This is a genomic window from Ferdinandcohnia sp. QZ13 (assembly GCF_031324165.1).
Classification (GTDB): domain Bacteria; phylum Bacillota; class Bacilli; order Bacillales; family Bacillaceae_L; genus Ferdinandcohnia.
In genome coordinates this window covers 656627-682402 of sequence record NZ_JAVIVW010000001.1, presented here as the reverse complement: position 1 = coordinate 682402, position 25776 = coordinate 656627, and the positions used below count along the sequence as shown (strand labels likewise).

The following is a 25776-nucleotide window of genomic DNA, read 5'->3' as shown; positions in this document are numbered from 1 at the left end:
CCCGCGGAAAGCGAGTACCAGGAGCGGCAATCACCCTATTTTTTAAAGCAACAATCTTTTAGAAATGAGCCTTGTTTTAAATGATAACCATTAGTCGCATACTGTAACAAGCTGCAAATATTTATTTATGGGCATATTCAAATCTAGCTCCAGCGCCTAGCCCCTCGAGGTCATTAGCCAATCTGTCAAGAAGGATAAAATACATCCTTCTCGTCAGCTTTTCTTATGCTTGTCGGGGCTGATCAAGTCGCTTGCGCTTTATAATTTTAGGAGGAAATGAAATGGAATACAAAGACACGTTATTAATGCCAAAAACGGATTTTCCAATGCGTGGAAATCTCCCAAACCGGGAACCACAAATTCAAGAACAATGGGAAAATATGAATATTTATCAAAAGGTTCAAGAACGGACAAAGGGGCGTCCATTATTCGTCCTACATGATGGACCACCATATGCCAATGGTGATATTCATATGGGGCATGCCTTGAATAAAATTATCAAGGATATGATTGTTCGTTTTAAATCAATGAATGGCTATTGTGCACCATATGTGCCAGGTTGGGATACGCACGGACTACCAATTGAAACAGCTCTTACAAAGAATAAAAAGGTTAACCGTAAGGCGATGAGTGTTGCAGAATTCCGTAAGCTATGTGAGGAATATGCATATGAGCAAATCAATAAGCAAAGAGAGCAATTTAAACGTCTTGGCGTACGTGGTGACTGGGAGAACCCATATATCACATTAAAACCAGAATATGAAGCACAACAAATCAAAGTATTTGGAGAGATGGCTAAAAAAGGCTATATCTACAAAGGACTTAAACCTGTTTATTGGTCTCCGTCAAGTGAGTCAGCACTTGCAGAAGCCGAAATTGAATATCAAGATAAGCGTTCACCGTCTATCTATGTTGCATTCCCTGTTAAGGATGGCAAAGGTGTATTAGAGGGTGACGAAAAAATTATCATCTGGACAACAACACCTTGGACAATTCCAGCTAACCTTGGAATTAGCGTACACCCTGATCTTGAATATAGTGTGGTACTTGTTAACAATGAAAAATATGTGGTTGCATCAGCACTCTTAGAATCGGTAACAAAAGAAATCGGCTGGGAAGATGTTTCAGTAGTGAAAACTCTGAAAGGTCGCGAATTAGAACATGTTGTTGCAGCCCATCCAATCTATGGACGTGACTCATTAGTAATGCTAGGTGAACACGTTACAACGGATGCAGGTACGGGTTGTGTTCATACAGCACCAGGACATGGGGAAGACGACTTTATTGTAGGTCAAAAATACGGTATCGGCGTTCTTTGTCCAGTTGATGAAAAAGGATATATGACAGCAGAAGCAGAAGGCTTTGAAGGCTTATTCTATGATGAGGCTAATAAACCTATTACAGAAAAATTAAATGAAGTTGGAGCACTTTTAAAGCTTACCTTCATCACTCACTCCTATCCACATGATTGGCGAACTAAGAAACCAACCATCTTTAGAGCAACAGCTCAATGGTTTGCGTCAATCAAGGATTTTAGAAATGAGTTAATGGAAGCTGTTAAAGAAACAAAATGGGTTCCAGCATGGGGTGAAACACGACTTTATAATATGGTTCGTGACAGAGGAGATTGGTGTATTTCACGTCAACGTGCATGGGGTGTTCCAATTCCGGTTTTTTATGGTGAAAATGGTGAACCAATCATCACAGATGAAACCATTAACCATGTATCTGAGTTATTTAGAGAATATGGGTCAAACGTTTGGTTTGAACGTGAAGCAAAAGATTTATTGCCTGAAGGATTCACACATGAATCAAGTCCAAATGGCCATTTTACAAAAGAAGTAGATATTATGGATGTATGGTTTGATTCTGGTTCTTCTCACCAAGCAGTTTTATTAGAAAGAGACGACTTACAACGTCCAGCAGACCTATATTTAGAAGGTTCAGACCAATATCGTGGCTGGTTTAACTCATCATTATCAACTGCAGTAGCGGTAACTGGGAAAGCGCCATATAAAGGCGTACTAAGCCATGGTTTTGCACTAGATGGCGAAGGTCGTAAGATGAGTAAGTCACTCGGTAATGTTGTGGTTCCTGAGAAGGTTATGAAACAGCTAGGAGCAGATATTTTACGTCTTTGGGTAGCTTCAGTTGATTATCAAGCAGACGTTCGTGTATCTGATGCAATCTTAAAACAGGTTGCTGAGGTGTACCGTAAAATCAGAAATACATTCCGATTCTTACTTGGTAACTTAAGTGACTTTAATCCAGAAACAGATGCAGTTCCAGTAAATGAATTACGTGAAGTAGATCGTTATATCCTTGTTAAATTAAACAAATTAATTGATAAGGTAAAAGCATCTTATGAAAATTATGAATTTGCGGGTGTTTACCACTCTGTTCATAATTTCTGTACAATTGAGTTAAGCTCCTTCTATCTAGATTTCGCGAAGGATATTTTATATATCGAACCAGCTAATCAGCATGATCGTCGTTCGATTCAAACTGTTTTATATGAGGCATTATTAAGTTTAACTAAGCTAGTAACACCAATTCTTCCACATACAGCAGACGAGGTATGGTCTCATATCGATTCTGTTAAAGAGGAAAGTGTTCAATTGGTTGATATGCCTAATTCAGTTGAAATTCCAAATGCTGATCAAGTAGAAGCAAAATGGGATTCATTCATGGAGCTACGTGATGATGTTCTTAAAGCACTAGAAACAGCAAGAAATGAAAAAGTAATCGGGAAATCGTTAGCTGCTAGCATCACATTATATCCAAATAACGAAACAAAAGCTCTATTAGATTCTGTTGAAGAAAACGTAAAGCAATTGTTCATCGTATCAGGCTTTGAAATTGGAGGAACATTTGAGGATGCGCCGGAAAATGCACAAGTTTTTGAACAAGTAAAAATCGTTGTAGGTGTAGCAGAAGGTGAAACATGTGATCGCTGTTGGGTCGTAACACCAACTGTTGGTGAAGACCAAGATCACCCAACACTTTGCTCACGCTGTGCATCTGTTGTAAAAGAAAATTACGAAAACTAATCTAGGGAAAATGCCATGAATCATAAGGTTCATGGCATTTATTTTGCAATCTAAAGACCTTCCTGAAATATTACGTTAATATAACTGTAAACTGAAAAAATGGCTTGCCAACCGTCAATTCTTTATAAGAAGAACGTATTATGTAGTTAGAAACAGTCACAAAAATATTCAAATAAGACTAATTTCCACGCGTCATTTTTTCAACTTACAGGAAAAAGTTGTTGGCTTTAACACAAACCTTTATCGGTAACACTAACTTTACTACCTTATAGAAATAGAAATGTTCTTATGCATTTAATCAAAAGCATGATAAGGAGGCGTTCCAATGAACGATCAGTATGCAGAGATTAAAGCGGAGTTAGAATTAACGAAGAAGGAACTAATATCAAGGTTGATGCAGTCAACACAATATGAGGTAAGTCAAGAATTACTCTTTCAGAACCAACAATCAGAAAAAGAAAAAATTATCATCAATCATATTAAAGAAGACCTGTATGATGTGGAAAGAGCATTAAATAAAATGAATATTGGGAGCTTTGGAATCTGTGAAGAAACAGGTGCTGAAATTCCAATCGAAAAGCTTCGGATTCTTCCGACAGCTCGTACCATTTTTGAATTTTCCTTCACTGATTTATATGACAGAAACAATTGTCTACCCCAACAACGTGAAAATCATCTATATTTAGTCGAGCAGAAGTGAAGGTGCACCTTCTACTTCTGCTTGCCTCATCCCTCAAATAAATTGTACAGCCGTCCAATCATGTGCTAAAATGCAGAAAGGAAAGTTTGTTAACATGGGGGCGTTTACGTGTATTATTATTTAATAGCTTTATTTGTAATTTTATTAGACCAGGTTACAAAATGGACAATTGTCCGTTTTATGGAACTTGGGGATTCCATTGAAATTATTCCAAGCTTTTTGTACATAACTTCGCATCGTAACCGTGGTGCAGCGTGGGGGATTTTACAGGGACAAATGTGGTTCTTCTATATTATCACCATAGTTGTTGTTGTTATGCTCGTTCTGTACATCCAACGTCTCAAAACAAACCAGCGTTTATTTGGCGTTGCGCTTTCATTGATGCTTGGAGGTGCAATTGGTAATTTTATCGACCGTATCTTTCGTAAAGAAGTTGTCGACTTTATAGATACATACATTTTTACATATAATTTCCCAATTTTTAATATTGCCGATTCCGCACTTGTTATTGGTGTTGGTTTAATCCTACTATTAACATTGTTTGAAGGGAAATTAGAAAAGGAGAAATCAAATGAATCAATTCGAACTAACGATTGAAGAACATCAGCAAAATGACCGAATTGATAAAATTGTCTCAGCCTTCAATTCAGAATGGTCAAGAACTCTAGTTCAGACTTGGATTAAGGATGGAAACATTACGGTTAATGAGAATAAAACAAAACCCAATTATAAAGCAAATCTTGGTGATAAAATTCAAATTGTCATCCCAGATCCAGAACCACTTGATGTTGTTCCTGAAGAGATGAATTTGGATATTTATTATGAAGATGCAGACGTTCTTGTTGTCAATAAACCAAAGGGGATGGTTGTGCATCCTGCGCCAGGTCATGTCAGTGGCACCCTTGTAAATGGTCTCATGGCTCACTGCAAGGATTTATCGGGAATCAATGGAGTACTTCGCCCGGGGATTGTCCATCGGATTGATAAGGACACTTCAGGTCTGTTAATGGTTGCGAAAAATGATGTTGCTCATGAATCTTTAGTAAATCAATTAGTCGAAAAGACAGTAACTCGTAAATATAAAGCAATTGTTCATGGAGTAATACCACATGACCAAGGAACAATAGATGCTCCTATTGGAAGAGATAAAAAGGACCGTCAAAGCATGACAGTTACAGATGAGAACAGTAAAGTTGCCGTTACTCATTTTAATGTTTTAGAGCGTTTTAAGGATTTTACCTTCATTGAATGTCAGCTTGAAACAGGAAGGACCCATCAAATTCGTGTTCATATGAAATATATTGGATATCCGTTAGCGGGTGATCCAAAGTATGGACCTAAGAAAACATTAGAACTGGACGGACAAGCACTACATGCAGGACTGTTGGGCTTTGTTCATCCTCGGACGAATGAGTATCTTGAATTTGAAGCACCGCTACCTGCATATTTTGAAGAGCTTCTTGTAAAACTTCGTCATTAAAATTTTGTCGCATAAAATGATTGACAAAATTCGATATGCACTTTACAATTAACTTAATTAAATGAGCCCCTTTAAAATCAGTCCCGTGAGGCTGAGAAGGAAACGGAAATTACACATTGGGATATCTATATCTCTGTGTATAAATCTCTTTGTCCTCTCACTAGCGGTGGGAGGACTTTTTTCGTTAAATAAGGGAGTTATCAATGTAAGTGAGGTGTAACAAATGGCGGATACTGAAAAAGCTGTAGTATTAGACAATCAGGCAATTAGAAGAGCATTAACAAGAGTAGCTCACGAAATCATTGAAAAAAATAAAGGTATCGAGGATTGTGTAATCGTTGGGATCAAGACTAGAGGAATTTACTTGGCTAAACGGATTGCAAGTCGAATCGATCAAATTGAAGGCAAAAAGATTGCCATCGGTGAATTAGATATCACGTTATACCGAGATGATTTAACAACAAAGACAGCAGATCGAGAACCGATTGTTAAAGGTTCTGATATACCAGTTGATATTACAAATAAAAAAGTCATCCTAGTTGATGATGTATTATTTACTGGGAGAACAGTACGAGCTGCATTAGATGCGCTAATTGATATCGGACGGCCAGCACAGATTCAACTAGCCGTTTTAATTGATAGAGGTCATCGAGAGTTCCCAATTCGAGCTGATTACGTAGGAAAAAACATTCCAACGTCCAACTCGGAAAAAATAGTGGTGGAACTAGAAGAAATTGATAAAACAGATCAGGTAACAATTCATAAAAAATAAAACGAAATGCGTAAGCGCCTTGTTCAGAAACGAGAAAACTGGAGACTCCGACAAAAGAAGCGTTCTTTGCTTCTGAAGGAGGAGTTGAAGTTTCTCGAGTTTCTAGGCGCTGAAGCTAGACAAATAAGTACCCTTTAATTGTAGTCCAGAGAGGCTAACAAAGGGGTAACATTCCTTCTCAATCTGTAAAGGGATATGTGTACCTCTTTGTGTAAAAAACACAAAGATTTTTTTGTTTTGGGTATGTTAAACATGAGGAGGAAATAAGGTAATGAAAGATAGCCAAAAGGTTGTTTTAGGCATAAAAGAAAAACCATCAGCGGGTCTCTTCGCAATACTTAGCCTGCAACATTTATTTGCAATGTTCGGTGCAACAATTCTTGTACCGTATCTAGTAGGAATTAGTCCTGGGGTTGCGCTTATCTCCAGTGGACTAGGTACACTCGCATTTTTACTCATTACAAAGGGTCAGGTTCCTGCATACTTAGGATCATCCTTTGCTTTCATCATCCCACTTCAAACAGCAATTGCAGCTGACGGTCCAGGCGCTGCAATGATGGCAAGTTTACTAGCAGGTTTAGTATATGGGGTTGTAGCACTCATCATTAAAGCAACAGGACATAAATGGCTTGTTCGAATTCTACCACCTGTGGTTGTTGGTCCGGTCATTATCGTTATCGGATTAAGCCTAGCGGGTACAGCGGTAGGAATGGCAATGAATGATGCAAATGGAGTATATAGCTTACAGCATTTTTCAGTGGCATTAGTTACATTAGCTATCGTGATTATCGCAACCATCTTCTTTAAAGGTTTCTTAAATCTAATTCCGGTGTTAATCGGAATAATCGGTGGATATGTCTATGCACTGGCAATTGGATTAGTTGATTTTACAGCCGTAAAACAAGCAAAATTGATTGAAATGCCAGATTTTATTATCCCTTTTGTCTCATACACACCACATTTTTCAATGGACATGATAGCCTTAATCGTTCCAGTAGCGGTTGTGACATTATCTGAGCATATCGGACATCAAATGGTATTAAGTAAAGTAGTTCAAAAAGACTTGATTAAACAGCCAGGTTTACATCGCTCAATTATGGGAGATGGAGTCGCAACCATGATAGCATCACTACTTGGAGGTCCTCCAAATACAACTTATGGAGAAAACATTGGTGTCCTTGCGATCACTCGTGTATTCAGTGTTTATGTAATCGGTGGTGCAGCGGTTGTCGCGATTTTCTTCGGATTCAGTGGAACAATCAATGCGTTAATCAGTTCGATTCCAACTCCGGTTATGGGAGGGATTTCTATCCTGTTATTCGGAATCATTGCTTCTTCTGGTTTACGAATGTTAGTAGATAGCAAGGTAGACCTTAGTGAAAACAGAAACTTAGTAATTTCCTCAGTCATTCTTGTCGTCGGAATTGGTGGAGCCTTCATCAAAGTGGTAGGTTTTGAAATTCACGGTATGGCCTTGGCTGCAATCATTGGTGTTTTACTAAACATCGTTCTTCCTGGTGGAAAAGTGAAGGAAGATGAAGATATTTATGAGACTCATCTTGAGGATGATGACTCTGTTGCATAAATGCAACACCTTTTAAAATAACCCAGAGAGGTTATTAAGGGTGTATGGTTTTTGCGAAGGAGGGGTATGTTTTCCTGTACCCTTTTTTAGCCAAAACCATGTTCCATACACCCTTACCTTATATTGGTAAGGGTGTTTTTTTATGGAGATTGGACTTGATTAGGAGGAGAGAACATGAATCATTTACTTACGATGACCGAATTAAGCATTGAAGACATTGACCGTATTCTTTTTGATGCAGAGCTGTTTGCCCAAGGGAGCAAATGGAAGCTTGAACAACAAACATTTGTAGCTAATCTTTTCTTTGAACCAAGTACACGCACACGCTTTAGTTTTGAAGTTGCCGAAAAAAGATTAGGTGCTGATGTATTGCATTTAGAGGCAATGACCTCAAGTGTTCAAAAAGGAGAAAGCCTTTATGACACCGTAAAAACACTTCAATCAATTGGTGCAAATGCAGTTGTGATTCGTCATCCAGAAGATGAGTATTTCAACGAATTAAAGAATGGTATCACGATTCCAATCATTAATGCTGGTGATGGATGTGGTCATCACCCTACACAATCTCTCCTCGATTTACTAACGATTAAACAAGAGTTTTCTAGATTCAAAGATATAAATGTTTTAATTGTTGGCGATATCCGTCATAGTCGGGTAGCCAGATCAAATGCGCAAACTTTAACAAGACTTGGTGCAAAGGTTTATTTTTCAGCTCCATTAGAGTGGCAGGATCATACAAATCCATATGGTGAATATGTAGACCTCGACGAAGGACTTAAACAAGCTGATGTCGTAATGCTTCTGCGGATACAACATGAACGTCATCAATCATCCATGGGCTTAACGAAAGAAGAATATCACGAACAATACGGCTTAACGTTAAAACGGGGCAAAAACTTGAAAAAAGGAAGCATCATTATGCATCCAGCTCCAATTAATCGTGATGTTGAAATGGCAAGTGAATTGGTCGAAGCGAAAGAGTCAAGAATTTTTAAGCAAATGGAAAATGGTGTATTTGTAAGAATGGCCGTACTTAAAAGAGTTTTACAGCAGGTTGAAGGAGGAATTTTAATATGAGCACATTACTAAAAAACGCAAAGATTCTAAATGAACATGGTGAGTTAATTGCTGCCGATATCAAAATCAGAAATGGGTTAATTGAAGCGATTGGTTCGGATCTAGATCAAACCAATTGTGAGGTTATCGATGTAGAAGGAATGTTTGTATCAGCTGGACTCGTTGACGTCCATGTTCACCTTCGCGAGCCTGGTGGGGAACATAAAGAAACGATTGAAACAGGAAGCCTTGCAGCTGCTAAAGGTGGGTTCACAACGATTGCAGCAATGCCAAATACAAGACCAGTTCCTGATACAGTAAAGCAAATGAACTGGCTCCAACAAAGAATTAAAGATACAGCTCATGTTAATGTCCTTCCATATGCGTCTATCACCATTCGTGAGCTTGGTGAAGAGTTAACAGATATGAAAGCATTAAAGGAAGCTGGAGCATTCGCATTTACAGATGACGGTGTTGGAATTCAATCAGCAGGAATGATGCTTGAAGCAATGAAGCAAGCGGCAGCTATAGATATGCCAATTGTTGCTCATTGTGAAGAAAATACGCTCATTAATAAAGGGGCTGTTCATGAGGGTGAATTTTCTAAAAAGCATGGGATTAATGGAATTCCTTCTGTGTGCGAATCTGTACATATTGCAAGGGATGTTTTATTAGCTGAAACCGCAGGCTGCCACTACCATGTATGTCACGTAAGTACAAAGGAGTCTGTGCGAGTCATTAGAGATGCGAAGCGAGCAGGAATTCATGTGACTGCTGAGGTTACTCCACATCACTTACTGTTATGTGAAAACGACATTCCAAGCCTTGATACAAATTATAAAATGAATCCTCCATTACGTGGAAAAGAAGATTTGGAAGCACTTATTGAAGGTCTTCTTGATGGAACCATTGATTTTATCGCAACCGATCATGCCCCGCACTCATATGAGGAAAAGGCCCAAGGGATGGCCTTAGCACCATTTGGCATTGTTGGCTTAGAGACAGCTTTCCCACTTCTTTATACACATTTTGTCGAAACGAATAAAATCACCTTAAAGCAATTAGTAGACTTTTTAACTAGCAAACCAGCAAACACATTTAAGCTACCATTTGGAAGCTTAGAAATTGGGAAAAATGCTGATTTAACTGTTATTGATTTAGATGCAAAAGAAACAATCAATCCTGAAAACTTTGTATCAAAAGGAAAAAACACACCATTTGTTGGCTGGGAATGTAAAGGTTGGCCAGTCATGACACTCGTAAATGGTAGCATTGTTTGGCAGAAAGGAAGTGTGCTAGCATGAAACGACAACTAATATTAGAAGACGGAACGATTATGGTTGGAGAGGGATTTGGAAGCGGTGAAGACACATTTGGAGAGGTTGTTTTCAACACTGGCATGACAGGATATCAAGAAATATTATCTGACCCATCCTATTGTGGACAAATTGTAACCTTAACCTATCCCTTGATTGGAAACTACGGCATAAATCGGGATGATTTTGAATCCATCACCCCAGCTATAAACGGTTTTATCGTAAATGAAGTGTGTGACCACCCTTCAAATTTTAGGAGTCAATTTAGTCTAGACGATTATTTTAAATTAAAAAACATTCCAGGTCTTTCAGGAATTGATACAAGAAAACTGACAAGAATCATCCGTCAATATGGGACATTAAAGGGATCTATTTGTGGAATGGATGTCGATGTGAATGAAGTGATCAGCCAATTAAAAGATAAAGCATTACCTACTGACCAGGTGAAACAGGTTTCAACAAAGGGCTCTTATCCTAGTCCAGGTAGAGGACAGCGAGTGGTATTAGTTGATTTCGGAATGAAGCATGGAATTTTACGAGAATTAAACAATCGCGACTGTGATGTAATTGTAGTTCCATATAATGTGACAGCAGAAGAGATTCTTCGCTTAAATCCCGATGGAATCATGTTAAGTAACGGACCTGGGGATCCAAAAGATGTACCTGAAGCAATTACGATGATTAATGGGGTTTTAGGAAAGGTTCCACTCTTTGGGATTTGTTTAGGACATCAATTATTCGCTTTAGCATGTGGAGCGGACACTGAAAAGATGAAGTTTGGACATAGAGGCTCTAACCATCCAGTTAAGCACCTGGCTTCGGGCAAGGTTGCCATTACCTCTCAGAACCATGGGTATACAGTAAAAGAAGAATCATTAGCATCTACTAGACTTGAAGTAACACATTTAGCACTTAATGATGGAACTGTAGAAGGTCTGCGCCATTTGGATTATCCAGCTTTTACGGTTCAGTATCACCCTGAGGCTTCGCCAGGACCAGAGGATGCAAATAGCTTATTTAACGACTTTATACAGATGATTGAAAACTTCAAGAAAGAGGGCGAAGTGCTATGCCAAAACGTTTAGACATTAACTCTATATTAGTAATCGGTTCAGGTCCAATCATCATTGGGCAAGCAGCAGAATTTGATTATGCAGGAACACAAGCCTGCTTAGCACTTAGGGAAGAAGGCTATAAGGTTATTTTAGTCAACTCAAACCCTGCAACCATTATGACAGATGTTGAAATTGCAGATAAGGTTTATATAGAGCCATTAACAGTAGAATTTGTAAGTAAAATTATTCGAAAAGAAAGACCAGATGCAATCCTGCCAACACTCGGAGGGCAAACGGGTTTAAATATGGCTGTAGAGCTTTCAAAGTCAGGCGTACTAGAAGAATGTGGGGTAGAAATATTAGGCACGACATTATCAGCAATTGAACAAGCTGAAGATCGTGACTTATTCCGTAGTTTAATGAATGAGCTTAATGAGCCAGTCCCAGATAGTGAAATCATTCATAATTTAGAAGAGGCATATGGGTTTGTTGAACAAGTTGGCTACCCTGTAATTGTAAGACCAGCCTTCACATTAGGAGGTACTGGTGGCGGTATTTGTAACAACGAAGAAGAATTGATTGAAATTGTATCAAGTGGTTTAAAAAATAGTCCTGTAACCCAATGTCTTTTAGAAAAAAGTATTGCTGGCTATAAAGAGATTGAATATGAAGTAATGCGTGATTCTGCTGATACTGCAATTGTGGTTTGTAATATGGAAAACATCGACCCGGTTGGTATTCATACTGGTGATTCAATTGTTGTTGCGCCAAGTCAAACATTAAGTGACCGTGAGTATCAGCTCTTGCGAAATACGTCTTTAAAAATCATTCGTGCATTAGGTATTGAAGGGGGCTGTAATGTACAACTAGCCCTTGATCCAAAAAGTTTCAATTACTATATTATTGAGGTAAATCCTCGAGTAAGTCGTTCTTCGGCTTTAGCATCGAAAGCTACTGGTTATCCGATTGCGAAGCTTGCGGCAAAAATTGCAGTAGGGTTAACACTTGATGAAATGATTAACCCAGTTACAGGAAAAACATATGCATCTTTTGAACCTGCATTAGATTATATCGTTACAAAGATTCCACGATGGCCATTTGATAAGTTCGAGTCTGCGAATCGAAGACTAGGAACACAAATGAAGGCTACTGGTGAAGTCATGGCGATTGGAAGAAATTTCGAAGAATCCATTTTGAAAGCCGTGCGTTCCCTTGAAGCGGGAGTATACCATGTAGAACTTGAAGATGCAACCAATGCTGATATTGCAACAATTGAAAAAAGAATTCGCAAAGCAGGAGATGAACGTCTATTCTATCTTGCAGAGGCTATTAGACGAGGCATCACGATCCAGCAAATTCATGAATGGTGTGAAATTGATTTATTCTTCCTGAAAAAGTTTGAAAATATTATTAAGCTTGAAGACACATTATGTCAAAATGTTGGTGACCTCGAAACATTAAAACTTGCGAAAAAGAGAGGCTTTGCTGATGCAATAATTGCAAAGCTTTGGAATGCAACAGAAATAGAAATTTATGAAAACCGTAAACAAGCAGGGATCCTCCCGGTTTATAAAATGGTAGATACATGTGCAGCTGAATTTGAATCTGCAACACCTTATTACTACGGAACGTATGCAGAAGAAAATGAGTCAATTGTTACGGAACGTAAAAGTGTCATCGTTCTTGGTTCTGGACCTATCCGAATTGGCCAAGGTGTGGAGTTTGATTATGCAACAGTTCACTCAGTCTGGGCAATTAAACAAGCTGGTTATGAAGCAATCATTATTAACAACAACCCTGAAACAGTATCAACGGACTTCAGTATTTCAGATAAGCTTTATTTTGAGCCACTTACAATCGAAGATGTCATGCACATCGTTGACCTTGAACAACCTGAAGGAGTGGTTGTCCAGTTTGGTGGTCAAACAGCTATCAATCTAGCAAGTGCTTTAGCAGAACGTGGCGTTAAAATTTTAGGTACATCATTGGAAGACTTAGACCGTGCAGAGAACAGAGATAAATTTGAACAAACGGTTATTTCACTTGGCATTCCACAGCCAAAAGGAAAAACCGCAACATCTGTAGAAGAAGCAGTGGTAATTGCTGAAGCAATCGGCTACCCAGTACTTGTAAGACCATCATACGTATTAGGTGGAAGAGCAATGGAGATCGTATATCAAACAGAAGAGCTCCTTCACTATATGGAAAACGCGGTGAAGATTAATCCGCAGCATCCGGTCCTTATTGACCGCTATTTAACGGGTAAAGAAATTGAAGTAGATGCAATTTCTGATGGGGAAACAGTTTATATTCCGGGAATCATGGAGCATATCGAACGTGCTGGGGTCCACTCTGGCGACTCAATTGCCGTATATCCTCCTCAAACATTATCAGAGCATGTAAGACAACAAATCATTGACCATACAATCGCACTTGCAAGAGGTTTAAAGATTATCGGGCTATTAAACATTCAATTTGTTGTCTATAACGAAGAAGTATTTGTAATCGAGGTAAACCCAAGATCCAGCCGTACAGTCCCGTTTTTAAGTAAAATTACGGGTGTACCAATGGCAAATATTGCAACAAAGGTTATTCTCGGAAATTCCTTACCTTCATTAGGATACAGAACAGGATTACACCCTGAAAGTGAAGGAGTGTACGTAAAGGTTCCAGTCTTCTCATTTGCGAAGCTTCGCAATGTGGACATTTCCCTCGGTCCTGAAATGAAATCGACGGGGGAAGTAATGGGTAAAGATTATACGCTAGAAAAAGCTTTATATAAAGGATTGGTAGCTTCAGGCATCACAATTCCAACATACGGGTCTGTGTTATTAACTGTAGCAGATAAAGACAAGGAAGAAGCCCTTGAAATCGCGAAACGATTCCATACGATTGGCTATCAACTTCTTGCAACAAGTGGTACTGCTAGCTATATACAAAAGGCAAATATCCCAGTAACAGTTGTTAATAAAATTGGTTCAGAAAAACCAAATCTAATTGATGTTATCCGACAAGGAAAAGCACAATTCGTCATTAACACATTGACAAAAGGAAAGCAGCCTGCAAGAGATGGCTTTAGAATTCGCCGTGAAACCGTTGAAAATGGAGTTGCATGCTTAACTTCATTAGATACAGCGAAAGCAATTGTGAAAGTGCTAGAATCAATGACATTTTCAAGTGAATCAATGGGTTCTCACGTGCAAAAGTGTGAGGTGGTACACTCATGATGAAAAAGGAACAAATGAAGGTTGTCAGCCACACTCAAATTGCAGACGATATTTTTGAGCTTATCTTAGCAGGGGATTTAGTGCAGGAAATGGGCGAACCCGGGCAATTTGTCCATGTAAAGGTAAGGGATGGAATTGATCCATTGTTAAGAAGACCCATTAGTATTGCAAATATTAACCATGAAGCTTTAGAATGCACACTTATTTACCGAAAGGAAGGACTCGGAACAAGAGTCCTTTCTGATAAAAAGATCGACCAATCGGTTGACGTCCTTGGTCCCCTTGGACATGGTTTTCCGGTAGATGAAGTCAGAAAAGGTGAGACCGCTTTGCTTGTTGGTGGAGGAATTGGTGTTCCACCTCTTTATGAATTATCAAAGCAATTAGTTGCAAAAGGTATAAATGTTATCCATGTACTTGGATTTCAATCAAGGGCTGCTATCTTTTATGAAGAAAAATTTAATGAGTTAGGAAAAACTCATATTGCCACCGTCGATGGGTCTGTCGGGACTAAAGGGTTTGTGACAGATGTCATAAATCAGTATGGAATCACATTTGATACCCTTTATTCCTGTGGTCCGACACCGATGCTTAAGGCACTTGAAAATAAATATCCAGAACGAAACGCATATATCTCTTTAGAAGAACGAATGGGCTGCGGAATTGGGGCGTGTTTTGCATGTGTATGTCATCTTCAAAGCGATCCCGACGGATTTTCCTATAAGAAGGTTTGCAGCGATGGTCCTGTCTTTAAGGTTGGAGAGGTGGTACTATGAACAGACTTCAAGTTGAACTACCAGGTTTATCATTAAAAAATCCCATTATGCCAGCATCTGGTTGTTTTGGATTCGGAAAAGAATACTCGAAGTTTTATGATTTAAGCGAGCTAGGTGCGATTATGATCAAAGCAACAACCGTTGAACCAAGATTCGGAAACGCAACGCCACGAGTAGCAGAAACGAGTGCAGGAATGTTGAATGCAATCGGATTACAAAATCCAGGGCTTGAGAAGGTTTTGTCTGAAGAGCTACCATGGCTTGAGCAGTTTGATGTACCAATTATCGCCAATGTTGCGGGTTCACAAATTGAAGACTATGTCGAAGTAGCAAAAGAAATTTCAAAAGCACCAAATGTTCATGCACTTGAATTAAATATTTCGTGTCCGAATGTTAAAACAGGAGGAATCGCCTTCGGGACGATTCCAGAGGTTGCCGCAGAGCTGACGAGATATGTGAAAGAAGCATCCAGTGTCCCGGTTTATGTAAAATTATCTCCAAATGTTTCAAACATCGTGGAAATGGCAAAAGCGATAGAAGAAGCGGGTGCAGATGGTTTAACGATGATCAATACATTAATCGGAATGCGCATTGACCTTAAAACAGGACATCCGATTTTAGCGAATAAAACAGGCGGATTATCAGGTCCGGCAATCAAACCTGTTGCCATTCGAATGATTCATGAGGTTAGTCAGGCCGTGTCTATTCCGATTATTGGAATGGGAGGAGTTCAATCAGCTGAAGATGTACTAGAATATTTATATGCTGGTGCAAGTGCTGTTGCAGTCGGTACCGCGAACTTTGTTGACCCATACGTCTGCCCAACAATCATTGAGGAGCTTCCAAGTTTACTAGATAAATATGGATTTAATCATATATCTGAATGTCAGGGAAGGAGCTGGAAATAATGAATCGTCCCCTCATAATCGCTCTTGATTTTCCAAGTCTATCAGTTGCAAAAGATTTTCTAGCAGACTTTCAAGAGGAACAGCTTTTCGTAAAGGTTGGAATGGAATTATATTATCAGGAAGGCCCGCCAGTGATTCATTTTTTAAAAGAGCAAGGCCATTCTGTCTTCCTAGATTTAAAGCTTCATGATATTCCAAACACGGTTTATTCAAGCATGAAGCGTCTTGCTGGACTTGGTGTTGACCTAGTCAACGTGCATGCTTCAGGAGGCCGGAAGATGATGGAAGCAGCTCAAGAAGGACTTGAAGCTGGAACAGCCATCGGGCAATCAAGACCTAAGTGTATTGCCGTCACTCAACTTACAAGTACAACAGAAGACGTAATGAGAAAAGAATTACTAATAGAACGTAATCTACTAGATGTAGTTGTTGAATATGCCACATTAACGAAAAGAAGCGGATTAGATGGAGTTGTCTGTTCGTCACTTGAAGTTCCAGTCATTAACAACCAGCTAGGAAACGATTTTATGACAGTTACACCAGGAATTCGTCAGGCATCTGATGAAGTTGGTGATCAAGTGCGGGTGGTTACACCTGAAAAGGCACGAGAATTAGGATCTTCTGCAATTGTTGTCGGTCGTTCGATCACAAGAGCGAATAACCCATTACAAGCATATAAACAAATGAAAGCAGCATGGGAAGGGGTATAAGTATGAATAAAGAAATAGCTGGACATTTATTAGATATTGGTGCGGTATTTTTACAGCCAAATGAACCATTTACGTGGTCTTCAGGATTGAAATCTCCTATTTATTGCGACAATCGTATGACCCTTTCATTCCCACTTGTTCGTAGAGAAATAGCGAAAGGATTATCTGAATTGATTCAAACTCACTACCCAGATGTGGAAGTAATAGCTGGCACAGCAACAGCAGGAATTCCGCATGCAGCCTGGGTAAGTGATGTGTTACATTTACCGATGTGCTATGTTCGCAGCAAAGCGAAAGCACATGGCAAAGGAAATCAAATTGAGGGTAAGGTAATGAAGGGGCAGAAAGTAGTTGTGATTGAAGACCTTATTTCAACCGGTGGTAGTGCGATTACAGCAGCTGAAGCCCTTCGTGAAGCAGGATGTGAAGTAGTAGGTATTGTGGCAATATTTTCCTATCAGCTTCCAACAGCTGCAGAACGTTTACAAGCAGCAAAACTATCCGCACATACATTAACTGATTATCCAACATTACTCGAAGTAGCTTTAGAAAAAAAGGTTGTAACTGAAGATGATATTGATAGTCTTCAAAGCTGGAGAGAAAATCCAGCTGAATGGAATACAAGTAAAGCCTAATAAGAACCCTAGGAATTCGTTCCTAGGGCTCATACTGTTGACAAACGCTCGCATACTTCGTTACTTGCCTCTCTCGTCCGCTCATGAAGGCAACTTCTATTCGCGTCGTCGATCGGCTGCGCGCCTTGTCTGACAATCGTTTTCAAGACAGTCTGGGGAAAGTAATTACATTTAGATATCTGAAAAAAATGTGTAGACAAAGTCAGTATTGACTTTGTCTACACACTTCGTTCCTAGGGTTTTCTGAGTTTTAATATGACATCCTCTTCTGGAGTTACATATACAGTTTGTTGATTGTCATAGATTACATAACCTGGCTTTGAACCATTTGGTTTTTTGACATGACGAACCAATGTGTAATCTACCGGTACGGAGGATGAGTTTTTGGCTTTACTGAAATACGCTGCAATGGTTGCAGCCTCAAGGATCGTTTCGTTTGTTGGTTGCTTACTTCTTATAATGACATGCGATCCTGGAATGTCTTTCGTATGAAGCCAAATATCATCTCTTGCCGCTAATTTATTGGTTAAATAATCATTTTGTTTATTATTTTTACCAACAAGAATTTCGGTTCCATCACTCGCTTGATAATGCTCAATAGACGGTTTGGTCGGCTTTACTTTTTTATGCCCTTTTTGTTGTTTGTTCTTAAGATAGCCTTCCTCCATTAGTTCCTCACGAATTTCCTGTAAGTCCTTTGGTGCAGCAGATTCGATTTGTTGTAACAGGGAGTCAAAATAAGCAATTTCTTCATTGGCTTTATCTATTTCGTGCTCTACATATGCAACAGCATTTTTTGCCTTCTGGTATTTTGAAAAATAGCTTTGTGCATTTTCAGACGGCGTTTTTTGTGGATTTAGAGGAATGATGACCATCTCATTGTCGTCGGAATAGTAATTTAACACTTGCGCCTCCTTATCACCACGGGATATTGCATACATATTTGCGGTCAATAGCTCACCATATAGTTTGTATTTTTCAGCTTTCTCAGATTCCACTAAGGTTGCTTCAAGCTTTTTGATTTTCTTTTCATTTTTCGATTTTTCATTCACGATAAAGCGTTCCAAATCGTTTCCTTGTTGCTTAACCCTATCTCGTTCGGCTTTCCCGAAATAATACCGATCAATCATTTCGCTAATTGAAGCGAATTCTTTAGCCTCACCACCAATATGATGTAGAGGAAGGATATAGAAAAAGTCCTTCTGCCCTTTTGTAATAATTTGTGGAGTAATTTGATGTTGCTTTAAGGCATCGATCATCGCTAAAAATGGTCCAGGCAATGTTTTGCGATTGGCGATCCCAGCTCGAAATACAACTTCCTTGGCAAATAGCGGCGAAATGCCAGAAAACTTATTCACGATTTGCTGTTCTAATTTACCAGCATTAAAGTCGATTTTTTTCAAAAATAATTCTTCGTCGACTGTAAAAGGATCCGTCTTCTCTTGTGCCGGAGGTGCAACATATGTATAGCCTGGTAACACAGTACGGTGTCGATTGACCGCTGGTGAAACATGCTTGATGCTATCTAAAATGGTCTGCTTTTGGGCATCAACAAGAATGATATTACTATGTCTACCCATAATTTCAATGATAAGTTGTTTTAATGAAACATCACCAAGTTCATTTCGCCCCTTGATATCAAAGATGATAATTCTGTCCATTTCTACCTGACGGATATTTTCAATGATGCTACCTTCAAGATGTTTGCGAAGCAGCATACAGAACATCGGTGGTTCATGTGGATTATCATATAATTCATTTGTTACATGAATGCGGGCGTAGCTAGGGTGAGCAGAAAGCAATAGCTTATGATTCCTGCCATTTGAACGAACCTGAAAAATTAATTCATTCTTATACGGTTGATAAATTTTTGAAATTCTTCCGTTTTCAAGTGTTTGTTGTAATTCATTTACGATTTGATTCGTGAATATCCCATCGAATGTCATATCAATATCCTCTTTTCTATTTCAATAGAAGCCAGAACTTCTACATCTCTCCAACAATTGTACCAGCAAAACGGTAACTAAGAAAAAGTATAGCATTTTTTTGGACGAGACTGAATAAGCTTTCATAGATACAGATTTAGCGAGGGGTGTGTAAAAGACGGATGAAGTGGTATGAACTTATGTCAGAAGAAGTCGAAAAAAAAGTTAATACAAGCCTTTCCAGTGGTCTTACCGACCAAGAAGTGAAACAGCGACAAAAGCAATTTGGATATAATGAATTGAAGGAAGCAGAACGCCCTTCAGCACTCTTGCTTTTTTTAGCGCAGTTTAAGGATTTCATGGTTCTTGTATTACTTGCTGCAACCCTGGTGTCCGGGTTGCTAGGGGAATACATCGATGCCATCGCCATTATGGCAATTGTCTTAATCAATGGGTTTTTAGGTTTTTTTCAGGAACGAAAAGCAGAAAAATCGCTTCAAGCGTTAAAAGAGCTTTCAGCACCTCAAGTGAATGTATTCCGAAATAATGAGTGGGTTCGAACTCCTTCTAAAGAACTTGTGGTAGGGGATATTATCAAATTCACTAGTGGCGACCGGATTGGTGCAGATATACGATTAGTGAATGTAAAAAGCTTAGAAATTGAAGAATCTGCATTAACAGGGGAATCAGTTCCGGTTACAAAGCATGTTGAACCAATTCGTGAAAATGATGACGTTTCACTTGGTGACCAAGAAAATATGGCCTTTATGGGAACGATGGTAACACGTGGTAGTGGTGTCGGAATTGTAGTTGGGACAGGTATGAATACCGCAATGGGCCAAATTGCAGAGCTTCTTCAAACAGCGCAAGCGATGATCACACCATTACAAAGAAGATTAGAGCAATTAGGGAAAATTTTAATAACAGTTGCATTAATTTTAACTCTTTTAGTCGTCATTGTAGGCGTTATAAATGGACATGAAGTCTATGAAATGTTCTTAGCGGGAGTTTCATTGGCTGTTGCTGCAATACCAGAAGGACTTCCTGCAATTGTTACGGTTGCTCTTTCATTAGGTGTTCAACGGATGATTAAGAAGAATGCAATCGTCCGTCGTTTGCCAGCTGTTGAAACATTAGGTTGTGCATCCGTCATATGCTCCGATAAGACGGGAACAATGACACAAAATAAAATGACGGTTACACATTTATGGTCTGGCGGGAAAACGTGGACTGTTTCAGGTACAGGCTATGATGTAAATGGGTATTTTTTTGCAGGAGAAACCGAAATCAAACCTTCCGATCATAAAACGCTTCAACAATTATTAACCTTTGGGGTACTATGTAACAACGCTTCATTAAAGCGAACAGATGATGACATAATCGTTGATGGTGATCCAACTGAAGGTGCTCTTCTTGTAGCGGGTATTAAGGCTGGTCTTTCGAATGATTTTTTAGCAAACCAATTTGAAATAGTTGAAGAGTTCCCTTTCGATTCTGCAAGGAAAATGATGAGTGTCATTGTCAAGGATCGTTCAGGCAATCAGTTTGTAGTGACGAAAGGTGCACCAGACGTATTACTTGGTGTAAGTAAATCGGTCCTTTGGGATTATAAACAACAACCATTATCAGGAGAATACGAGAATAAGATTAAACATGCGATTGAAGGACTAGCTTCAAATGCACTTCGTACAATTGCGGTAGGCTTTAAACCGTTACGACCTAATCAACAGGTAGTATCTGAACGTGAGGCAGAAAATGATTTAACCTTTATTGGAATACAAGGAATGATAGACCCACCACGTCCAGAAGTAAAAGCAGCTGTTAAAGAGTGTAAGGATGCTGGTATAAAGACAATCATGATCACAGGTGACCATCTTATTACAGCTAAAGCAATTGCTACACAGCTCGGGATTCTACCAGCAGGTGGTAAAGTGTTAGATGGAAATGCTCTTTCGAAAATGGATGTTGAGGAGCTAGAGAACATTGTTGATGATGTTTATGTATATGCAAGGGTATCTCCTGAACATAAACTAAAAATTGTTAAAGCACTTCAAAGCAGGGGACATATTGTTGCAATGACGGGTGACGGGGTAAATGATGCTCCTGCAATTAAAGCATCTGATATCGGAATTGCGATGGGGATTACCGGAACAGATGTTGCGAAAGAAGCTTCATCACTAGTATTGCTAGATGATAACTTCGCAACAATACGTGCAGCGATTAAGGAAGGTAGAAATATCTATGAAAATATTAGAAAGTTCATCCGATATTTGTTAGCTTCGAATGTTGGGGAAATACTTGTGATGTTGTTTGCAATGCTAATGGCACTTCCGTTGCCACTCGTACCGATTCAAATCCTTTGGGTCAACCTCGTAACAGACGGATTACCAGCGATGGCTCTTGGGCTTGACCAACCAGAGGGTAATTTAATGAAACATGGGCCACGACATCCAAAAGAAGGTGTTTTTGCCAGAGGACTAGGTTGGAAAATCATAAGCCGTGGTTTTTTAATCGGTATTGCGACACTAGCTGCCTTTATGGTGGTGTATCATAGAGATCCAAACAATCTAGGGTATGCGCAAACAATCGCTTTTGCAACACTTGTTTTGGCTCAGTTAATCCATGTATTTGATTGTCGAAGTGAGCGTTCGATTTTCCATCGTAACCCATTTCAAAATATGTATTTAGTATGGGCGGTTATCTCATCTATTGTTTTAATGTTAATTGTTATTTACTATCCGCCACTACAACCAGTTTTCAAGACATATGCAATCGAACCAAGAGACTGGCTCCTAGTAATTGGAATGTCTGCAATTCCAACATTCCTACTCGCAGGATCGTTATTAACAAGCAAAAGGTCCGAAGCTCGTTCATAAAATAGAGCAGGACTTGGAATTTAGATATAAAACTATGTTATAATTCATGAGGTAATGGAGTTCATACTCTATTACCTTTTTTCATTGGTTAAAAACTATTCGATTTTAGAAAACAATGGTAAAATAAAAAGGGTTATTATGAACGTGTACATATAATGAAATACCTGTTATGAAGGATTGGATGTGGTATGATGATTGCAAGTATGACAGGTTTTGGCCGTGCTAAGAAAGAATCAAATACATTTTACGTTCAGGCAGAGTTGAAATCTGTAAACCATCGATTCTGTGAAATCAATGTAAGATTACCTAGACAACTACTGTTCCTTGAGGATAAAATAAAAAAAGCAATAGGAGAGCATGTGAAAAGAGGGCGTGTCGAGGTCTTTCTTACAATTGAAGGTGAAGGACTTGTTACGAAAACAATCTCCATTGACTGGAACTTATTAGATGCCCTTGTTACGTCAACGAAGCAAATCCAAGATAAATATCAGCTTACTGAGCAAATCACAACCGGCCAGCTGCTTTCAAATGAAAATATTCTTTCCATTGAAGAAAAAGAAATGGAAAACCAAGAACTGGAAACTCTAATACTAGAAGTAATTGAAAGTGCTGCACTGCAGTTGAGACAAATGAGAGAAGTTGAAGGTAAGGCGTTAATCGAAGATATTTTTTTATTTCTTGGGCAAATCGAAGAGAACATACATACGATCAAAGTATATGCACCAAGAGTAGTTTCTCATTATCGTGACCGTATTGAAAAAAGAATTAAAGAATATATCGGAAATGAATTTGATGAAAATCGAATTCTTACAGAAGTTGCATTATTTGCGGAAAAAGCGGATATCAGTGAAGAATTAACACGACTTGAAAGTCATATAAGTCAGTTCAGGGAAACCGTCCAAACAAATGAGCCTATTGGTAGAAAGCTTGATTTTATCGTGCAAGAAATGAACAGGGAAATCAATACAATTGGTTCAAAAGCAAACGATTCTTTAATTGCAAAACATGTGGTGGATTTGAAAAGCTTATTAGAGAAAATAAAAGAGCAAGTTCAAAATATAGAATAAGCTTGATTAGTAAGCCATTTTCGCGGCAAAAATAGAGGGGTACATAATGGGGGAGATTAAGTGCAAATCAAATTAATAAATATCGGATTCGGGAATATTGTCTCGGCCAACAGAATTATTTCTATTGTTAGTCCTGAATCTGCTCCGATTAAACGAATTATTCAAGATGCTAGGGATCGAGGAATGCTCATTGATGCTACATATGGAAGAAGGACACGCGCTGTCATGATTATGGACAGTGACCACATTATACTATCTGCAGTTCAGCCAGAGACAGTTGCACAAAGACTAACAAAAGAAGAAGAGCTAACAGACGAAGGGTAGGGTTAAGGACGAATGAAAGAAAGAGGTTTACTAATTGTTTTATCAGGTCCATCTGGTGTGGGAAAAGGAACTGTTCGAAAAGCCATTTTTTCACAGCCTGATACAAAATTTCAATACTCCATTTCAGCGACAACAAGAAAGCCTCGAGAAGGTGAAGTCGATGGTGTCGATTACTTCTTTAAGTCGAAAGAGGAATTTGAAGAATTAATTAAAAATAACAAGCTTCTTGAATGGGCAGAGTATGTGGGGAACTATTATGGAACCCCAATTGATTATGTCGAATCCACCCTACAAGAAGGGAAGGATGTTTTTCTAGAAATTGAAGTTCAAGGCGCACTTCAAGTAAGGAAAGCATTTCCAGAAGGTTTATTCATATTCTTAGCACCACCGAGTCTGAAAGAATTAAAAAACAGAATCGTTACGAGGGGTACTGAAACTGATGAATTAATTCTTAACAGAATGAAGGTGGCAAAAGAAGAAATTGAAATGATGGACGCCTATGATTATGTGGTTGAAAATGATCAGGTTGAGCTTGCCTGCGATCGAATTAATGCGATTGTTACTGCTGAGCATTGTCGTCGTGACCGTGTGGCAAGACGCTATAAAAAAATGCTGGAGGTTGATTTTTAATGTTAAATCCATCTATTGACTCATTATTAAATAAATTAAATTCTAAATATACTCTTGTGACTGTTGCTGCTAAAAGGGCAAGAGTCATGCAAGAAAAAAATGATGGAATGGTACAGAATCCTGTATCCTTTAAGTCAGTTGGTAAAGCACTAGAAGAAATCGATGCAGGTCTTCTTTCTTATACAACTGATAAGAAGACGGCTGTTGATACAACACCAACAATTAATGAATAACCGAAAATAACAACCTCTCTTGTAGGTTGTTATTTTTTTAAATAGGTAATGTGTTTTGATGTCTAGCTAAAACGCCTTGCCCCTCTAGGTCATAATCCAAATCACTCCAGAAATCTGGGATTTCCTGCGTGATTTGGATTATGCTTGTCAGACTTGCACATGATGTGCTGTCGTCTACGATTGCCACAGGACATGGCGACTTTTAGTAGATGTTCATCAAAATTATTTTAGCTTTTCTATTAAGGGGGATTCAAATGCTCAATAAAAATATACTGCTTTGTGTTAGTGGCGGGATTGCTGTATATAAAGCTGCGGCATTAACAAGCAAGCTAACCCAATCTGGGGCAAATGTAAAAGTGATCATGAGTGAATCTGCAATGAAATTTGTCACTCCGCTAACATTCCAAGCACTATCTAGAAGTGATGTGTACTTTGATACCTTCGATGAAAAAAATTCTGCAGTAATTGCTCATATTGATCTTGCTGATTGGGCTGATCTTGTAGTCCTCGCACCAGCAACAGCCAATTCAATCGGTAAACTTGCAAATGGAATCGCAGATAATATGATTACTACCACATTACTTGCAACAACGGCTCCTGTTTGGATTGCCCCGGCGATGAATGTCCATATGTATGACCATCCTGCAGTAAAACGAAATATCGAAATTTTAGCTAAGGATGGGTATCAATTTATTGAACCATCAGAAGGTTATTTAGCCTGTGGATATGTTGGAAAAGGGCGACTTGAAGAGCCAGAAAAAATAGTCAAACTCATATCTGCTCATTTTTCGGAGCAACCGTTACTTCAAGGTAAAAAAATCTTAATTACGGCAGGACCGACTCGCGAAAGGTTTGACCCCGTTCGTTTCTTAACAAATCGTTCAACTGGAAAAATGGGTTATGCAATAGCTGAAGCAGCAAATAAAATGGGTGCAGAAGTAACCTTAATTTCTGGTCCGACTAATCTTCCGGCACCTCCAAATGTAAGAGTCATTCCTGTTGAATCGGCAGAAGAAATGTTTACACAAGTCATGGGTTTTTATAAACAAAGTGATATTGTCGTCAAATCTGCAGCGGTTGCAGATTATCGGCCAAAACAAGTCTATGATGGGAAAATGAAAAAGAAGGCTGGGGATCTTGTCTTAGAACTTGAAAGAACCACTGATATTTTAAAAACATTGGGTGATCAAAAGGAGCACCAATTTTTAGTCGGCTTTGCAGCGGAGACAGACAATATTGAAGAATATGCAAAACGGAAACTAGTATCGAAAAATCTTGATATGATTGTTGCTAATAATGTGACCACACAAGGAGCGGGATTCGGTTCGGATACCAATCTAGTAACCATCTACAAAAAAGATGGAACCTTAAAAGAACTGCCGATGATGACAAAGCTTGATGTTGCGAGAGAATTACTTCGTGAAGTGAAGCTGACGATGGATGGCGAATAA

General features: G+C 38.9%; 21 protein-coding genes. 20 read left to right on the top strand and 1 reads right to left on the bottom strand.

From position 1 onward, the window contains the following. The first annotated feature begins 281 nt into the window (after positions 1-281). From ileS to pyrE, 14 genes are all read left to right on the top strand, one after another. Positions 282-3050, top strand: a complete 2769-nt coding sequence (gene ileS / locus RGU12_RS03285; RefSeq protein WP_309534790.1) for an isoleucine--tRNA ligase — start codon at positions 282-284, stop codon at positions 3048-3050. Positions 3051-3375: 325 nt separating this feature from the next. Continuing rightward, the gene (locus RGU12_RS03280; RefSeq protein ID WP_309534789.1) at positions 3376-3750 is read left to right on the top strand and encodes a TraR/DksA C4-type zinc finger protein; all 375 of its coding nucleotides are present in this window, start codon (positions 3376-3378) and stop codon (positions 3748-3750) included. A 108-nt stretch (positions 3751-3858) separates the two neighbouring features. Continuing rightward, positions 3859-4347, top strand: a complete 489-nt coding sequence (lspA, locus tag RGU12_RS03275) for a signal peptidase II (RefSeq protein WP_309534788.1) — start codon at positions 3859-3861, stop codon at positions 4345-4347. After that, the gene (locus RGU12_RS03270) at positions 4322-5230 is read left to right on the top strand and encodes an RluA family pseudouridine synthase (RefSeq protein ID WP_309534787.1); all 909 of its coding nucleotides are present in this window, start codon (positions 4322-4324) and stop codon (positions 5228-5230) included. Before lspA ends, RGU12_RS03270 begins: the two co-directional genes overlap by 26 nt. Before the next feature lie 223 nt (positions 5231-5453). After that, positions 5454-6002, top strand: coding sequence for a bifunctional pyr operon transcriptional regulator/uracil phosphoribosyltransferase PyrR (pyrR, locus tag RGU12_RS03265; RefSeq protein WP_309534786.1), 549 nt, complete (start codon positions 5454-5456; stop codon positions 6000-6002). Between the two features lie 271 nt (positions 6003-6273). After that, positions 6274-7587: a solute carrier family 23 protein gene (locus RGU12_RS03260; protein WP_309534785.1), complete on the top strand. Its 1314-nt coding sequence runs from the start codon at positions 6274-6276 to the stop codon at positions 7585-7587. A 174-nt stretch (positions 7588-7761) separates the two neighbouring features. Then, positions 7762-8664: an aspartate carbamoyltransferase catalytic subunit gene (locus RGU12_RS03255; RefSeq protein WP_309534784.1), complete on the top strand. Its 903-nt coding sequence runs from the start codon at positions 7762-7764 to the stop codon at positions 8662-8664. Continuing rightward, positions 8661-9947, top strand: a complete 1287-nt coding sequence (gene pyrC / locus RGU12_RS03250; protein ID WP_309534783.1) for a dihydroorotase — start codon at positions 8661-8663, stop codon at positions 9945-9947. Before RGU12_RS03255 ends, pyrC begins: the two co-directional genes overlap by 4 nt. Next, complete coding sequence (locus tag RGU12_RS03245) at positions 9944-11044, top strand: carbamoyl phosphate synthase small subunit (protein ID WP_309534782.1); 1101 nt, start codon at positions 9944-9946, stop codon at positions 11042-11044. Before pyrC ends, RGU12_RS03245 begins: the two co-directional genes overlap by 4 nt. Beyond that, positions 11029-14241: a carbamoyl-phosphate synthase large subunit gene (gene carB, locus RGU12_RS03240; RefSeq protein WP_309534781.1), complete on the top strand. Its 3213-nt coding sequence runs from the start codon at positions 11029-11031 to the stop codon at positions 14239-14241. The genes RGU12_RS03245 and carB overlap by 16 nt, the downstream gene beginning before the upstream one ends. After that, positions 14238-15017, top strand: a complete 780-nt coding sequence (locus RGU12_RS03235; protein ID WP_309534780.1) for a dihydroorotate dehydrogenase electron transfer subunit — start codon at positions 14238-14240, stop codon at positions 15015-15017. Before carB ends, RGU12_RS03235 begins: the two co-directional genes overlap by 4 nt. Further along, the gene (locus RGU12_RS03230; RefSeq protein ID WP_309534779.1) at positions 15014-15925 is read left to right on the top strand and encodes a dihydroorotate dehydrogenase; all 912 of its coding nucleotides are present in this window, start codon (positions 15014-15016) and stop codon (positions 15923-15925) included. Before RGU12_RS03235 ends, RGU12_RS03230 begins: the two co-directional genes overlap by 4 nt. Further along, on the top strand, positions 15925-16635 hold the full coding sequence (pyrF, locus tag RGU12_RS03225) for an orotidine-5'-phosphate decarboxylase (RefSeq protein WP_309534778.1): 711 nt from the start codon (positions 15925-15927) through the stop codon (positions 16633-16635). The genes RGU12_RS03230 and pyrF overlap by 1 nt, the downstream gene beginning before the upstream one ends. A gap of 2 nt (positions 16636-16637) precedes the next feature. Continuing rightward, positions 16638-17270: an orotate phosphoribosyltransferase gene (gene pyrE, locus RGU12_RS03220; protein ID WP_309534777.1), complete on the top strand. Its 633-nt coding sequence runs from the start codon at positions 16638-16640 to the stop codon at positions 17268-17270. A 233-nt stretch (positions 17271-17503) separates the two neighbouring features. Here the strand turns inward: pyrE and RGU12_RS03215 are convergent, their stop codons facing one another. Further along, positions 17504-19216: an Rqc2 family fibronectin-binding protein gene (locus RGU12_RS03215; RefSeq protein ID WP_309534776.1), complete on the bottom strand. Its 1713-nt coding sequence runs from the start codon at positions 19214-19216 to the stop codon at positions 17504-17506. Between the two features lie 161 nt (positions 19217-19377). On the opposite strand from RGU12_RS03215, the gene RGU12_RS03210 reads away from it, so the two are divergent. The 6 genes from RGU12_RS03210 to coaBC all read left to right on the top strand — a co-directional run bounded on the left by RGU12_RS03210 (position 19378) and on the right by coaBC (position 25776). After that, positions 19378-22071 (top strand): calcium-translocating P-type ATPase, SERCA-type, encoded by a 2694-nt coding sequence (locus RGU12_RS03210; RefSeq protein WP_309534775.1) that lies wholly within the window; start codon positions 19378-19380, stop codon positions 22069-22071. 191 nt (positions 22072-22262) lie between these two features. Then, positions 22263-23138 carry a YicC/YloC family endoribonuclease gene (locus RGU12_RS03205; protein WP_309534774.1) on the top strand — a complete coding sequence of 292 codons (876 nt, stop codon included), beginning with the start codon at positions 22263-22265 and terminating at the stop codon, positions 23136-23138. A 60-nt stretch (positions 23139-23198) separates the two neighbouring features. Next, positions 23199-23462 (top strand): extracellular matrix/biofilm regulator RemA, encoded by a 264-nt coding sequence (gene remA / locus RGU12_RS03200; protein WP_309534773.1) that lies wholly within the window; start codon positions 23199-23201, stop codon positions 23460-23462. A gap of 12 nt (positions 23463-23474) precedes the next feature. Then, on the top strand, positions 23475-24092 hold the full coding sequence (gene gmk / locus RGU12_RS03195) for a guanylate kinase (protein ID WP_309534772.1): 618 nt from the start codon (positions 23475-23477) through the stop codon (positions 24090-24092). Next, positions 24092-24325 carry a DNA-directed RNA polymerase subunit omega gene (gene rpoZ / locus RGU12_RS03190; protein WP_309534771.1) on the top strand — a complete coding sequence of 78 codons (234 nt, stop codon included), beginning with the start codon at positions 24092-24094 and terminating at the stop codon, positions 24323-24325. The genes gmk and rpoZ overlap by 1 nt, the downstream gene beginning before the upstream one ends. 254 nt (positions 24326-24579) lie before the next feature. Then, positions 24580-25776 (top strand): bifunctional phosphopantothenoylcysteine decarboxylase/phosphopantothenate--cysteine ligase CoaBC, encoded by a 1197-nt coding sequence (gene coaBC / locus RGU12_RS03185; protein ID WP_309534770.1) that lies wholly within the window; start codon positions 24580-24582, stop codon positions 25774-25776.